General features: G+C 62.6%; 8 protein-coding genes. All 8 read left to right on the top strand.

Annotated features, from left to right (window positions below; genetic code table 11):
* The first annotated feature begins 22 nt into the window (after nucleotides 1-22).
* Complete coding sequence (gene rplL / locus FQK05_RS21760) at nucleotides 23-400, top strand: 50S ribosomal protein L7/L12 (RefSeq protein ID WP_158970902.1); 378 nt, start codon at nucleotides 23-25, stop codon at nucleotides 398-400.
* 270 nt (nucleotides 401-670) lie between these two features.
* Complete coding sequence (gene rpoB / locus FQK05_RS21755; protein WP_158970900.1) at nucleotides 671-4,807, top strand: DNA-directed RNA polymerase subunit beta; 4,137 nt, start codon at nucleotides 671-673, stop codon at nucleotides 4,805-4,807.
* Nucleotides 4,808-4,919: 112 nt separating this feature from the next.
* Nucleotides 4,920-9,164, top strand: coding sequence for a DNA-directed RNA polymerase subunit beta' (gene rpoC, locus FQK05_RS21750; protein ID WP_158970898.1), 4,245 nt, complete (start codon nucleotides 4,920-4,922; stop codon nucleotides 9,162-9,164).
* Between the two features lie 197 nt (nucleotides 9,165-9,361).
* A complete protein-coding gene (locus tag FQK05_RS21745; protein ID WP_158970896.1) occupies nucleotides 9,362-10,231 on the top strand; it encodes a DMT family transporter in 870 nt (289 codons plus the stop codon).
* A 352-nt stretch (nucleotides 10,232-10,583) separates the two neighbouring features.
* Complete coding sequence (gene rpsL, locus FQK05_RS21740; RefSeq protein ID WP_158970894.1) at nucleotides 10,584-10,955, top strand: 30S ribosomal protein S12; 372 nt, start codon at nucleotides 10,584-10,586, stop codon at nucleotides 10,953-10,955.
* A 12-nt stretch (nucleotides 10,956-10,967) separates the two neighbouring features.
* Nucleotides 10,968-11,438, top strand: a complete 471-nt coding sequence (rpsG, locus tag FQK05_RS21735; protein ID WP_158970892.1) for a 30S ribosomal protein S7 — start codon at nucleotides 10,968-10,970, stop codon at nucleotides 11,436-11,438.
* A gap of 226 nt (nucleotides 11,439-11,664) precedes the next feature.
* Nucleotides 11,665-13,788 (top strand): elongation factor G, encoded by a 2,124-nt coding sequence (gene fusA / locus FQK05_RS21730; protein WP_158970890.1) that lies wholly within the window; start codon nucleotides 11,665-11,667, stop codon nucleotides 13,786-13,788.
* Nucleotides 13,789-13,873: 85 nt separating this feature from the next.
* A partial coding sequence (locus FQK05_RS21725) for a GTP-binding protein (RefSeq protein WP_233270435.1) occupies nucleotides 13,874-13,996 on the top strand: 123 nt, incomplete at its 3' end.

The following is a 13,996-nucleotide window of genomic DNA, read 5'->3' as shown; positions in this document are numbered from 1 at the left end:
TTTTATACGGAAAGAGCTGAAAATGGCTGATCTGAAGAAACTCGCAGAAGAAATCGTCAACCTGACGCTTCTGGAAGCACAAGAACTGAAAACCATCCTCAAGGACGAGTACGGCATCGAGCCCGCAGCCGGCGGCGCTGTCATGATGGCCGGTCCTGCTGACGGCGCTGGCGCCGCAGCCGAGGAAGAAAAGACCGAATTCGACGTCGTCCTGAAGAACGCAGGCGCTTCGAAGATCAACGTGATCAAAGAAGTGCGCGGCATCACCGGCCTGGGCCTCAAAGAAGCCAAGGAACTGGTCGAAGCCGGCGGCAAGATCAAGGAAGCGGTCGCCAAGTCGGAAGCCGAAGACATCAAAGCCAAGCTGGAAGCAGCTGGCGCCGAAGTCGAGCTGGCCTAAGGCCACCGGGGTGGGGCGTTCCCACCTTGTCGCGGCCGCATAGCGGCGCGCTTGAATTGGGCTGGACCCGGAAAATCCGGGTTCAGCCGAACCTGTCTTAGAAAGGCCCGGCGGGTTTCGGGCCTTTCTTGGACGTGGTTTTCGCATCGGGACGCTGCCGGTCGGGATGGCAGCATGGAATGGATGCGGATCTTCGTCGTCTCGATGGGACAGGCAGCCGGTGCCCGGCGGCTCCTTGTCCGATGAGAACTTGCAAAGGTGACATCTCACATGGCGCAAAGCTATCTCGGCCAAAAGCGGCTCCGCAGATATTACGGCAAAATCCGCGAAGTGCTGGACATGCCGAACCTCATCGAAGTCCAGAAGTCCTCGTACGACCTGTTCCTGAACTCCGGCGATGCTCCTCAGCCCACCGACGGCGAAGGCATCATGGGCGTTTTCCAATCGGTCTTCCCGATCAAGGATTTCAATGAGACTTCGGTCCTGGAGTTCGTCAAGTACGAGCTTGAACAGCCGAAATTCGACGTCGAGGAATGCCAGGCCCGCGACATGACCTTCTCGGCTCCGCTGAAGGTCACGCTGCGCCTGATCGTGTTCGATGTGGACGAAGACACCGGCGCTCGGTCGGTCAAGGACATCAAGGAACAGGACGTCTTCATGGGCGACATGCCCCTGATGACGCCCAACGGGACGTTCATCGTGAACGGCACCGAACGCGTGATCGTGTCCCAGATGCACCGGTCGCCCGGCGTGTTCTTCGACCACGACAAGGGCAAGACCCATTCGTCGGGCAAGCTGCTGTTCGCCTGCCGGATCATCCCCTATCGCGGGTCGTGGCTGGATTTCGAATTCGACGCCAAGGACATCGTGTTCGCGCGCATCGACCGCCGCCGCAAGCTGCCGGTGACGACCCTGCTTTACTCGCTGGGTCTGGATCAGGAAGGCATCATGGATGCCTACTACAACACGGTCACCTATTCGCTGAAAAAGGGCGTGGGCTGGATTTCCCCGTTCTTCCCGGATCGGATCCGCGGCACTCGTCCGACCTATGACCTGGTCGACGCCGCAACGGGCGAGATCTTTGCCGAAGCCGGCAAGAAGGTCACGCCGCGCGCCGTCAAGAAGATGATCGAAGAAGGCTCGATCAAGAACCTGCAGGTTCCCTTCGATCATATCGCGGGCAAATACGTCGCGAAGGACATGATCAACGAGGAAACCGGCGCGATCTATGTCGAGGCCGGCGACGAGTTGACGCTGGAATACGACAAGGACGGCACGTTCATCGGCGGGACCGTCAAGGACCTGCTGGATGCGGGTTTCACCGATATCCCGGTCCTGGACATCGACAATATCAATGTCGGCGCCTACATGCGCAACACCATGGCGATGGACAAGAACATGAGCCGCGAGACCGCGCTTATGGACATCTATCGCGTGATGCGCCCGGGCGAGCCGCCCACGATCGAGGCTGCCTCGGCCCTGTTCGATACGCTGTTCTTCGACAGCGAACGCTATGACCTGTCGGCCGTCGGCCGCGTGAAGATGAACATGCGCCTGGCGCTCGACGCTGAAGACACCCAGCGCACGCTGCGCCGCGAAGATATCGTGGCCTGTATCAAGGCGCTGGTGGACCTGCGCGACGGTCGGGGCGACATCGACGACATCGACCACCTGGGCAACCGGCGTGTGCGGTCTGTCGGCGAGCTGATGGAAAACCAGTACCGTGTCGGCCTTCTGCGGATGGAACGTGCGATCAAGGAACGCATGTCGTCGGTCGAAATCGACACCGTCATGCCGCAGGACCTGATCAACGCGAAACCGGCCGCGGCTGCCGTGCGTGAATTCTTCGGTTCGTCGCAGCTGTCGCAGTTCATGGACCAGACCAACCCGCTGTCGGAAGTGACGCACAAGCGGCGCCTGTCGGCGCTTGGGCCGGGCGGCCTGACGCGTGAACGTGCGGGCTTCGAGGTGCGCGACGTTCACCCGACCCACTATGGCCGGATGTGCCCGATCGAAACGCCGGAAGGCCCGAACATCGGTCTGATCAACAGCCTGGCCACCTTCGCCCGCGTGAACAAGTACGGTTTCATCGAAACGCCCTATCGCGTGGTGAAGGACGGACATGTCACGGACGAGGTCCACTATATGTCCGCGACCGAGGAAATGCGCCACACCGTGGCGCAGGCCAACGCGACGCTGGACGAAAACGGCAAGTTCGTGAACGAGCTGGTCAACACCCGCCAGTCGGGCGACTACACCCTCGCTCCGGTCGACCAGGTCGACCTGATCGACGTGTCGCCGAAACAGCTGGTGTCGGTCGCGGCCTCGCTGATCCCGTTCCTGGAAAACGACGACGCAAACCGGGCCCTGATGGGCTCGAACATGCAACGTCAGGCCGTGCCGCTGATCCGGGCCGAAGCGCCGCTGGTCGGCACCGGCATCGAGGAAGTCGTCGCACGCGACTCGGGCGCGGCCATCATGGCCAAGCGCGGGGGCGTTATCGACCAGGTCGACGCGCAGCGGATCGTGATCCGGGCGACGGAAGACCTGACGCTTGGCGATGCCGGCGTCGACATCTACCGGATGCGCAAGTTCCAGCGGTCGAACCAGAACACCTGTATCAACCAGCGTCCGCTGGTGAAGGTGGGGCAGACCGTCGGCAAGGGTGAAGTCATCGCGGACGGCCCGTCCACGGACATGGGGGAACTGGCGCTCGGCAAGAACGTCATCGTCGCCTTCATGCCCTGGAACGGCTACAACTACGAAGACTCCATCCTGATCTCGGAACGGATCGCGAAGGACGACGTCTTCACCTCGATCCACATCGAGGAATTCGAAGTCGCCGCGCGTGACACGAAGCTTGGGCCGGAAGAGATCACCCGCGATATCCCGAACGTCGGCGAGGAAGCCCTGCGCAACCTCGACGAAGCCGGGATCGTGTACATCGGTGCCGACGTCGAACCGGGCGACATCCTGGTGGGCAAGATCACTCCGAAGGGCGAAAGCCCGATGACGCCGGAAGAAAAGCTTCTGCGCGCCATCTTCGGGGAAAAGGCATCGGACGTGCGCGATACCTCGCTGCGGGTCAAGCCGGGCGATTACGGTACGGTTGTCGAGGTTCGCGTCTTCAACCGCCACGGTGTCGACAAGGACGAACGTGCCCTTCAGATCGAACGGGAAGAGATCGAACGTCTGGCCCGTGACCGGGACGACGAACAGGCGATCTTCGACCGCAACATCTTTGCCCGCCTGAAGCAGCAGCTTCTGGGCAAGGAAGTGGCGAAAGGGCCGCGCGGCGTGAAGCCGGGGTCCATCATCACGGAAGAGCTGCTGGAAACCATGACCCGCGGTCAGTGGTGGCAGCTGGGCCTGAAGGAAGAGGGCGACGCGCAGATCGTCGAAGCCCTGCACGAGCAGTACGAGGCGCAGAAGCGCGCCCTGGACGCCCGCTTCGAGGACAAGGTCGAAAAGGTCCGTCGTGGCGACGACCTGCCGCCGGGCGTGATGAAGATGGTCAAGGTCTTCGTCGCGGTGAAGCGCAAGCTTCAGCCGGGCGACAAGATGGCCGGTCGGCACGGGAACAAGGGTGTCATCAGCCGGGTCGTCCCGGAAGAGGACATGCCGTTCCTGCAGGACGGTACGCCGGTCGACTTCTGCCTCAACCCGCTGGGTGTGCCGTCGCGGATGAACGTCGGTCAGATCCTTGAAACCCACATGGGCTGGGCCGCGCGCGGTCTGGGTCTGAAGATCGACGATGCGTTGGGCGAATACCGGCGTTCGGGTGATCTGACCCCGGTGCGCGAAGCCATGTCCCATGCCTATGGCGACGATGTCTATGACGAGGGCATCGCCAACATGGACGAGGAGAAGCTTCTGGATGCGGCGGCCAACGTGGTCCGTGGCGTTCCGATCGCGACGCCGGTCTTCGACGGCGCGAAGGAACCCGACGTGAACGACGCGCTGTTGCGCGCCGGCTTCGACAGCTCGGGCCAGTCGATCCTGTTCGACGGCCGCACCGGGGAACAGTTCGCGCGGAAAGTGACGGTGGGGGTCAAGTACCTGCTGAAGCTGCACCACCTGGTCGATGACAAGATCCACGCCCGTTCGACGGGGCCGTACTCGCTCGTCACCCAGCAACCGCTGGGCGGCAAGGCGCAGTTCGGTGGTCAGCGCTTCGGCGAGATGGAGGTTTGGGCCCTGGAAGCATACGGCGCCGCCTACACCCTGCAGGAAATGCTGACGGTGAAGTCGGACGACGTCGCGGGCCGGACCAAGGTCTACGAAAGCATCGTGAAGGGCGAGGACAACTTCGAAGCCGGCGTGCCGGAATCGTTCAACGTTCTCGTCAAGGAGGTCCGGGGTCTGGGCCTCAACATGGAACTCCTGGATTTGGAGGAGGAAGGGTAACCGACACGGCATCGCGCGCGGCGGGGTGAACCCCGCCCAACGCAAATGTCCCGGGTAGGGCGGGGTTTCCCCCGCCGCCCCCCTCCATCCGAACGATATTCGAGGACACCTCATGAACCAGGAATTGACCAACAACCCGTTCAACCCGGTCGCCCCGCCGAAGGTCTTCGACGAGATCAAGGTTTCGCTGGCATCGCCCGAGCGGATCCTCTCGTGGTCCTACGGCGAGATCAAGAAGCCGGAAACGATCAACTACCGGACCTTCAAGCCCGAGCGCGACGGCCTGTTCTGTGCCCGCATCTTCGGGCCGATCAAGGACTACGAATGCCTGTGCGGCAAGTACAAGCGGATGAAGTATCGCGGCGTCGTCTGCGAGAAATGCGGCGTTGAAGTCACGCTGCAGAAGGTTCGCCGCGAACGCATGGGCCACATCGAACTGGCTGCGCCCGTCGCGCATATCTGGTTCCTGAAGTCGCTTCCCAGCCGGATCGGCCTCATGCTGGACATGACGCTGCGCGATCTGGAACGCGTGCTGTACTTTGAAAACTATGTCGTCATCGACCCGGGTCTGACCGAGCTCAACGAAGGTCAGATGCTGACCGAAGAAGAGTACATGGACGCCCAGGACCAGTACGGCATGGACGCCTTCACGGCGAATATCGGTGCCGAAGCCATCCGCGAGATGCTGGCCAAGATCGACCTCGAGTCCGAGGCCGAGACGCTGCGTGCGGAACTGGCGGAAGCCACCGGTGAACTGAAGCCGAAGAAGATCATCAAGCGACTGAAGGTCGTGGAATCCTTCCTGGAGTCTGGCAACCGCCCGGAATGGATGGTCATGACCGTCATTCCGGTCATTCCGCCGGAACTGCGTCCGCTGGTGCCGCTGGATGGCGGCCGCTTCGCGACGTCGGACCTGAACGACCTGTACCGCCGCGTGATCAACCGGAACAACCGCCTGAAGCGGCTGATCGAACTGCGTGCGCCCGACATCATCGTCCGCAACGAAAAGCGGATGCTGCAGGAATCGGTGGACGCGCTGTTCGACAACGGCCGTCGCGGCCGCGTGATCACGGGGGCCAACAAGCGTCCGCTGAAATCGCTGTCGGACATGCTGAAGGGCAAGCAGGGCCGCTTCCGCCAGAACCTTCTGGGCAAGCGGGTCGACTTCTCGGGCCGTTCGGTCATCGTGACCGGGCCGGAACTGAAGCTGCACCAGTGCGGCCTGCCGAAGAAGATGGCGCTCGAGCTCTTCAAGCCGTTCATCTACTCGCGACTGGAGGCCAAGGGCCTGTCGTCGACCGTGAAGCAGGCCAAGAAGCTGGTTGAAAAGGAGCGCCCCGAGGTCTGGGACATCCTGGACGAGGTGATCCGTGAGCACCCGGTTCTGCTGAACCGCGCGCCGACGCTGCACCGTCTGGGCATTCAGGCCTTCGAACCGATCCTGATCGAAGGCAAGGCGATCCAGCTGCACCCGCTGGTCTGCTCGGCCTTCAACGCCGACTTCGACGGCGACCAGATGGCCGTTCACGTTCCGCTGTCGCTGGAAGCGCAGCTGGAAGCGCGCGTCCTGATGATGTCGACGAACAACGTTCTGTCGCCCGCCAACGGCGCGCCGATCATCGTTCCGTCGCAGGACATGATCCTGGGTCTGTACTACGTGACCCTGGAACGCGAAGGCATGAAGGGTGAAGGCAAGATCTTCGGCTCCCCCGAGGAAGTCGAGATCGCGCTGGACGCCGGTGAAGTGCACCTGCACTCCAAGATCACCGCGCGGGTCATGCAGATCGACGAGGAAGGCAACGAGGTCTTCAAGCGCTACGAGACCACGCCGGGCCGTGTCCGGCTGGGCGCTCTGCTGCCCTTGAACGCCAAGGCGCCGTTCGAACTGGTCAACCGGCTTTTGCGGAAGCGCGAAGTCCAGCAGGTCATCGACACCGTCTACCGTTACTGCGGTCAGAAGGAATCGGTCATCTTCTGCGACCAGATCATGACCATGGGCTTCCGTCAGGCCTTCAAGGCCGGGATCTCCTTCGGCAAGGACGACATGGTCATCCCGCCGTCGAAGTGGACCATCGTCGACGAGACGCGCGAGCAGGTGAAGGACTTTGAACAGCAGTACATGGACGGCCTGATCACCCAGGGCGAAAAGTACAACAAGGTCGTGGACGCCTGGTCGAAGTGCAACGACAAGGTCACCGAGGCCATGATGTTGACCATCTCGGCCAACAAGCGGGACGAGAACGGGGCCGAAATGGAACCGAACTCTGTTTACATGATGGCGCACTCCGGTGCGCGTGGCTCGGTCACGCAGATGAAGCAGCTGGGCGGGATGCGCGGCCTGATGGCGAAGCCGAACGGCGACATCATCGAGACGCCGATCATCTCGAACTTCAAGGAAGGTCTGACCGTTCTTGAATACTTCAACTCGACCCACGGCGCACGGAAGGGTCTGTCGGACACGGCACTGAAGACCGCGAACTCGGGTTACCTGACCCGTCGTCTGGTGGACGTGGCGCAGGACTGCATCGTGCGGTCGCGGGATTGCGGCACCAACAACGCGATCACCTGCGAAGCAGCGGTCAACGATGGCGAGGTCGTGGCCTCCATCGGCGAGCGGATGCTGGGCCGGGTGGCGGCCGACGACATCTTCAAGCCGGGGACGACCGACCTCTTGGTGTCGGCGGGGCAGCTGATCGACGAACGCATGGCGGATTCCATCGAGGAAGCCGGTGTGCAGTCCGCGCGTATCCGCTCGCCGCTGACCTGCGAGGCCGAAGAAGGCGTCTGCGCCACCTGCTATGGCCGTGACCTGGCGCGCGGCACCATGGTGAACGTCGGCGAGGCCGTCGGCATCATCGCGGCGCAGTCCATCGGCGAACCGGGCACCCAGCTGACGATGCGGACCTTCCACATCGGCGGCGTTGCCCAGGGTGGTCAGCAGTCCTTCCTGGAAGCGGCCCAGTCCGGTACCGTGAACTTCGAGAACGCGAACCTTCTGCAGAACGCGGCGGGCGAGATGATGGTCATGGGTCGGAACATGAAGCTTCTGATCCTCGACGACGCGGGCGAGGAACGGGCCAGCCACAAGCTGGGCTACGGCACCAAGCTGTTCGTCAAGGAAGGCGAGACGGTGGAACGGGGCCGCAAGCTGTTCGAGTGGGACCCCTACACCCTGCCGATCATTGCGGAAAAGGCTGGTACGGCGAAATATGTCGACCTCGTCTCGGGCCTTGCCGTCCGGGAAGAGACCGACGAAGCCACCGGCATGACCCAGAAGATCGTGATCGACTGGCGCGCCGCCCCCAAGGGCAGCGAACTGAAGCCCGAGATCATCCTGGTGGGCGAGGATGGCGAACCGGTCCGGAACTCTGCCGGTAACCCGGTGACCTATCCGATGTCGGTGGACGCGGTGCTGTCGGTCGAGGACGGTCAGACCGTTGCGGCCGGTGACGTCGTCGCGCGTATCCCGCGCGAAGGTGCCAAGACGAAGGACATCACCGGCGGTCTGCCGCGGGTGGCGGAACTCTTCGAGGCGCGGCGTCCCAAGGACCACGCGATCATCGCCGAGATCGACGGCTATGTCCGCTTCGGACGCGACTACAAGAACAAGCGTCGTATCACCATCGAACCGGCCGACGAGAACATGGAGCCGGCTGAATACATGGTGCCGAAGGGCAAGCACATCCCGGTGCAGGAAGGCGACTTTGTCCAGAAGGGCGATTACATCATGGACGGCAACCCTGCCCCCCATGACATTCTTGCCATCATGGGCGTCGAGGCGCTGGCCGACTACATGATCGACGAGGTTCAGGACGTCTATCGACTGCAGGGCGTGAAGATCAACGACAAGCACATCGAGGTGATCGTTCGCCAGATGCTGCAGAAGTGGGAGATCTCGGAGTCCGGCGACACGACGCTTCTGAAGGGCGAACATGTCGACAAGCAGGAGTTCGACCAGGCGAACGAGAAGGCGCTGTCGAAAGGCGGCCGTCCGGCACAGGGCGAACCGATCCTTCTGGGCATCACCAAGGCGTCGCTTCAGACCCGGTCGTTCATCTCTGCCGCCTCCTTCCAGGAGACGACGCGCGTCCTGACCGAGGCTTCGGTCCAGGGCAAGCGCGACAAGCTGGTCGGCCTGAAGGAGAACGTCATCGTCGGCCGTCTGATCCCGGCAGGGACGGGCGGGGCTACCCAGCGGGTGCGCCGCATCGCCCAGGATCGCGACAATATCGTGATCGAGGCGCGGCGCGAGGAAGCGGCAGCTGCCGCGGCCCTGGCCGCACCGGCCATGGACGACATGGGCATGGCGGACGACGCGGACAGCCTGGTGGTGGATACGCCGGAAAGCCAGGACTGACCGGTCCGTCCGACCTGAACGGAACAAGGGAAACCCGCGTCAAGGCGCGGGTTTTTCTTTTGCGACGGCCCCAGTTGGGGCCCCGGCCTGTTCCGGTCCTTGCTGCGCCTGCAGCGATTGCCGGACGCCGGACCCGATGCTAGGGCAGGGCGCAACCCCTCCGGTTCCGGCTGGGGATCCCACCGGAAGGACCGAAGATGTCACCCAACGCGCGCGGCGCGCTGATCATGGTCGCCGCCATGGCGTCCTTCGGCATCAGCGACATCTGTATCAAGGCCACGGGCGGCAGCTTGCCCGTCATACAGATCATGGTCCTGCGGGCGGTCCTGACCACCATCGGCATCTTCTTCCTGGCGCGTGCGCTGGGAGGGCTACGATTCGACCAGTCCCGCCGGGACTGGATCATCATCGGCATACGGAGCACCTGCGAGTTCCTGGCGGCGATCTTCTTCTTCGCGGCCCTGTTCCGGATGAAGTTCGCCAATGTCGCGGCGGTGCTGCAGGTCCTGCCGCTGGCGGTGACGCTGGGGGCGGTCCTGTTCTATGGCGAGAAGGTGGGCTGGCGCCGCGCCATGGCCATCCTGGCGGGCTTTGTCGGCGTCCTGATCATCATCCGCCCAGGGCCCGAAGGCTTCGACACGGGCGCGCTCTACGTCCTGGTGACGGTCTTCGTGGTGGCCATCCGGGATCTGTCGGTCCGCAAGCTGTCGCCATCGGTGCCTTCCCTGACGGTGACCTTCGCGGCCTCTGCCGCGGTGCTGATCTTTTCGGCGATCACGTCTGTCGGGATCGACTGGGCACCCGTGGATCCAAGGACGGGGATCCTGATCGCGGCGTCCTCGATCTTCGTGACGGGCGGCTACCTCTTCAGCGTCATGGCCATGCGCGTGGGCGAGATCTCCTTTGTCGCGCCGTTCCGCTATTCCAGCCTGCTGATCGCCCTGGTCCTGGGGTGGCTGCTGTTCGGCGAATGGCCGACGCCTGTGACCCTGATGGGGGCAGGGGTGGTCGTGGCCTCTGGGCTGTTCATGTTCGCCCGTCAGAGGGTGCGCGAACAGGACGCGTGACAGGGCGACGATTTCGCTGTTGCAACCGGCAGTCGGGCTGCCTATCTGGGCAATCGCCCAGCTGTACGTCCGTAAGGGGCCGGGGGCTGTTGACAGCCCGTCCGACTCCCCCTATACGCCGGGCTCATCTCGGCGCTAGGGGTAATCCCCTCCGCCGACTCCAGTTATGGAAGTGGTCACGATCCGGTTCGCTTGCGGGCCCGATCCTCTGAAATAGGACCGCATCGTTCCCGTACTCGGAGGACGACCGCGGTCTTTGGCGCTTTGCCGAAATGCGAGCCGCCGTACGAACTGAAACCGCACGCACATGCGTGCCAGACATGTGTGTTGCGAAACGGGGAAGAACGCCGGAATGCCAACGATCCAACAGCTGATCCGCAAGCCGCGGCAGCCTAAAATCAAACGCTCGAAGTCTCAGCACCTTGAGCAGTGCCCGCAGAAACGCGGTGTGTGCACGCGCGTCTACACCACGACGCCTAAGAAACCGAACTCGGCCATGCGGAAAGTCGCCAAGGTGCGTCTGACCAACGGTTACGAAGTCATCTCCTACATCCCGGGTGAAAGCCACAACCTGCAGGAACACTCCGTGGTCCTGATCCGCGGCGGTCGTGTGAAAGACCTTCCCGGTGTGCGCTACCACATCCTCCGCGGCGTGCTCGATACGCAGGGCGTGAAGAACCGGAAACAGCGCCGTTCGAAATATGGCGCCAAGCGCCCGAAATAAGAGGATCAGCCCATGTCCCGCCGTCACGCTGCCGAGAAGCGCGAAGTTCTGCCCGACGCCAAGTATGGCGATCGTGTTCTGACGAAATTCATGAACAACCTGATGATCGACGGCAAGAAGTCGGTCGCAGAAACCATCGTCTACAGCGCGCTCGACCGCGTTGAAGGCAAGATCAAGCGTGCGCCGGTGGAAGTTTTCCACGAGGCGCTCGACAACATCAAGCCGTCGGTCGAAGTGCGTTCGCGCCGGGTCGGTGGTGCAACCTACCAGGTGCCGGTCGAGGTTCGTCCCGAACGTCGCGAAGCCCTGGCGATCCGGTGGCTGATCACCGCGTCGCGCAACCGCAACGAAAACACCATGGAAGAGCGCCTTGCAGGCGAGCTTCTGGATGCGGTCCAGTCGCGCGGTACAGCCGTCAAGAAACGTGAAGACACGCACAAGATGGCCGAGGCCAACAAGGCCTTCTCGCACTACCGCTGGTAACTCGATGTCCGCTCCCCGCGCCACAAACGAGATGACCTTCGCCCCGGCCCATGTGGCCGGCGGCGTCGTCTTGTTGGATCGAAAGATCTTCGGGCGCGGGCCGGACCGGGCGGGTGCTTGCGTGTTCACGTTCGCTGTGCGCGAAGACCGCATTGCACGCCGCCCCGTTCTCGATCACGAGACCGCCTAATCGTAACCTGCTTCGGCCCTACAAGGACCAACCCCTATGGCACGCGACTATCCGCTCCAGCGCTACCGCAATTTCGGCATCATGGCGCATATCGACGCCGGTAAGACCACCACGACCGAGCGCATCCTGTATTACACCGGCAAGTCCCACAAGATCGGGGAAGTGCACGACGGTGCTGCGACCATGGACTGGATGGAGCAGGAGCAGGAACGCGGGATCACGATCACCTCGGCTGCGACCACGACCTTCTGGCAGCGCCAGGAAGATCCGACCGCCGAAGGCACCTCGGACACCAAGTACCGCTTCAACATCATCGACACCCCCGGCCACGTGGACTTCACCATCGAAGTCGAACGTTCGCTGGCGGTTCTGGACGGCGCCATCTGCCTGCTTGACGGCAACGCAGGTGTCGAGCCCCAGACCGAAACCGTCTGGCGTCAGGCCGACCGCTACAAGGTCCCGCGCATCGTGTTCGTCAACAAGATGGACAAGATCGGCGCCGACTTCTTCAACTGCGTGAAGATGATCAAGGACCGCACCGGCGCGACCCCCGTTCCGATCGCCCTGCCGATCGGCGCCGAGGACAAGCTGGAAGGCATTATCGACCTCATCAAGATGGAAGAATGGGTTTGGAAGGGTGAAGACCTGGGCGCCTCCTGGGTCCGCCAGCCGATCCGTGACGACCTGAAGGATGTCGCCGACGAATGGCGCTCGACCCTGATCGAGAACGCCGTCGAAATGGACGACGACGCGATGGAAGCCTACCTGGAAGGCGAAGAGCCGGACGAGGCAACCCTGCGCAGCCTGATCCGGAAGGGCTGCCTGTCGCTGTCCTTCGTGCCTGTTTCGGCCGGTTCCGCGTTCAAGAACAAGGGTGTCCAGCCGCTGCTGAACGCCGTGATCGACTTCCTGCCCAGCCCGCTGGATGTGCCCGCCTACATGGGCTTCTCGCCGGATGACGAAACGGAAGAGCGCAATATCGAGCGTTCGGCCGATGACGCGCAGCCCTTCGCCGCGCTGGCATTCAAGATCATGAACGACCCGTTCGTCGGTTCGCTGACCTTCACCCGGATCTATTCCGGCGTGCTGAAGAAGGGCGACTCGATCGTCAACTCGACCAAGGGCAAGCGCGAGCGCATTGGCCGGATGATGATGATGCACGCGATCAACCGCGAGGAGATCGAGGAAGCCTTTGCCGGCGACATCATCGCGCTGGCGGGTCTGAAGGAAACCACCACCGGCGACACGCTGTGCGACGCACAGAAGCAGGTGGTTCTGGAAACCATGACCTTCCCGGATCCGGTGATCGAGATCGCCATCGAGCCGAAGACCAAGGGCGACCAGGAAAAGATGAGCCAGGGCCTGCAGCGCCTGGCGGCCGAGGACCCGTCCTTCCGCGTCGAAACCGACCTGGAATCGGGCCAGACCATCATGAAGGGGATGGGCGAACTCCACCTCGACATCCTGGTCGACCGCCTGAAGCGCGAATTCAAGGTCGAGGCGAACATCGGTGCGCCGCAGGTGGCCTATCGCGAAACGATCTCGAAAGAGACCGAGCACACCTACACCCACAAGAAGCAGTCGGGTGGTTCGGGTCAGTTCGCGGAAGTGAAGATGATCATCACCCCGACCGAAGCGGGCGAAGGTTATTCCTTCGAAAGCCGCATCGTCGGCGGCGCGGTGCCGAAGGAATACATCCCCGGCGTCGAAAAGGGCATCCAGTCGGTTATGGACTCCGGTCCGCTGGCAGGCTTCCCGGTGATCGACTTCAAGGTCGCGCTGATCGACGGCAAGTTCCACGACGTCGACTCGTCGGTCCTGGCCTTCGAAATCGCATCCCGCATGTGCATGCGTGAAGGCCTGAAAAAGGCCGGCGCAAAGCTGCTGGAACCGATCATGAAGGTCGAGGTCGTGACGCCGGAAGAGTACACCGGTTCGATCATCGGCGACCTGACCTCGCGTCGTGGCCAGGTGTCCGGTCAGGACAACCGCGGCAACGCCATCGCGATCAACGCCTTCGTTCCGCTGGCCAACATGTTCGGCTACATCAACACGCTGCGTTCGATGTCGTCGGGCCGCGCGCAGTTCACGATGCTGTTCGACCACTACGATCCGGTCCCGCAGAACATCAGCGAAGAAATCCAGGCAAAATACGCCTGATCCGGGACGGCGGGGTGAACCCCGCCCTACCCATACCACGTAGGGCGGGGTTCACCCCGCCACCCAGAGAGACAAGGAGGCCATCATGGCAAAGGAAAAGTTCGCACGTACGAAGCCGCACGTGAACATCGGCACGATCGGTCACGTTGACCACGGGAAGACGACTCTGACGGCCGCGATCACGAAGTATTTCGGCGAGTTCAAGGCC

The organism is Chachezhania sediminis (genome assembly GCF_009765275.1).
Lineage (GTDB): Bacteria > Pseudomonadota > Alphaproteobacteria > Rhodobacterales > Rhodobacteraceae > Chachezhania > Chachezhania sediminis.
Note: the sequence above shows the minus strand (reverse complement) of the source record. Positions and strands in the feature narration are given on the sequence as shown.

What these genes read in the sequence shown, in the direction of transcription:
- rplL (WP_158970902.1), top strand. Translation starts at nt 23, where the DNA reads ATGGCTGATCTGAAGAAACTCGCAGAAGAAATCGTCAACCTGACGCTT.
- rpoB (WP_158970900.1), top strand. Translation starts at nt 671, where the DNA reads ATGGCGCAAAGCTATCTCGGCCAAAAGCGGCTCCGCAGATATTACGGC.
- rpoC (WP_158970898.1), top strand. Translation starts at nt 4,920, where the DNA reads ATGAACCAGGAATTGACCAACAACCCGTTCAACCCGGTCGCCCCGCCG.
- FQK05_RS21745 (WP_158970896.1), top strand. Translation starts at nt 9,362, where the DNA reads ATGTCACCCAACGCGCGCGGCGCGCTGATCATGGTCGCCGCCATGGCG.
- rpsL (WP_158970894.1), top strand. Translation starts at nt 10,584, where the DNA reads ATGCCAACGATCCAACAGCTGATCCGCAAGCCGCGGCAGCCTAAAATC.
- rpsG (WP_158970892.1), top strand. Translation starts at nt 10,968, where the DNA reads ATGTCCCGCCGTCACGCTGCCGAGAAGCGCGAAGTTCTGCCCGACGCC.
- fusA (WP_158970890.1), top strand. Translation starts at nt 11,665, where the DNA reads ATGGCACGCGACTATCCGCTCCAGCGCTACCGCAATTTCGGCATCATG.